We start from the raw sequence: 1,066 nt of genomic DNA on the forward strand, positions 1-1,066 counted from the left end.
TCGCGGTATGCCGGTTGTGTGAGATATCCGCAGGGTGGTGGGCTGACGCCTGGACGGCAGGCGTTTCGCGAGCGGATCCGGCTGGAGGCCGCGGAGCGATTCGCTGCGGGCGCCTCCAACGCCGAGGTCGCCAAGGACTTACGGGTGAGTGTGCGCTCGGTGCAGCGCTGGCGCCGAGCCTGGCACGACGCCGGCACCGAGGGGCTGCGGTGTGCCGGGCCTGTGTCACGGCCCAGGCTGAGTGAGGCCCTGTTCTGCGTGCTCGAGCAGGAGCTTGCCAAGGGGCCACTCGCGCACGGCTGGCCGGACCAGACGTGGACGCTGGCCAGGATCAAGACGCTGATCGGGCGCCGGTTCCACAAGAGCATGACACTGTCGGCGATCGCACGGATGCTGCACCGGCACGGCTTCAGCCACCAGGCCCCGGCCCGCCGCGCGGTCGAGCGTGACCAGGAGGCCGTGGCGGGCTGGGTGAAGGAGACCTGGCCGCAGGTGGAAGGTCCGTGGCGGCGCTCGACGCCTGGCTGTGCTTCGAAGACGAAGCCGGCTTCTCGATGACGCCGCCCACCGCACGGACCTGGGCCCGGCGCGGACACACACCCCTCATCCGGGTACGGGGACGCTCCCAGCGCCGCTTCTCCATCGCCGCTCCGACCTGCTACAAGCACGGTGAACGCTCACGGCTGATCTACCGGCCCAAGCGGCATCTCGATCACAAGCGGGGCGGCAGACGCAGTTTCACCTGGACCGACTACCGCGACCTGCTCATCGCCGCACACCAGCAGTTCGGCGCACTCATGGTCCTCGTGTGGGACAACCTCAACGTCCACAAGGACCGCCGACTGCGGGAGTTCATCGACACCCACGACTGGATCACCTGCTACTTCCTGCCGGCCTACGCACCCGACCTCAACCCCGTCGAGGGCATCTGGTCCCTGCTACGACGCAGCAGCCAGGCCAACACCGCCTTCACCGACCCCGACCACCTCATCAGCACGCTTCGACACGGTCTCCGCCAGATCCAGTACCGCACCAACCTCATCGACGGATGCCTCGCCGAAACCGG

1 protein-coding gene is annotated in these 1,066 nt (G+C 68.4%); it reads left to right on the forward strand.

Annotation, left to right across the window (positions count from 1 at the left end; translation table 11 throughout):
* Positions 1 to 18: 18 nt before the first annotated feature.
* A protein-coding gene (locus tag AC07AZ_RS38050) for an IS630 family transposase (RefSeq protein ID WP_478855336.1) occupies positions 19 to 1,066 on the forward strand; the annotation gives its coding sequence in 2 pieces (ribosomal slippage) (positions 19 to 465 and positions 468 to 1,066; 1,046 coding nt annotated over the 2 pieces). This gene is flagged as partial in the annotation.

This window comes from Streptomyces sp. NPDC043878, from assembly GCF_056435735.1.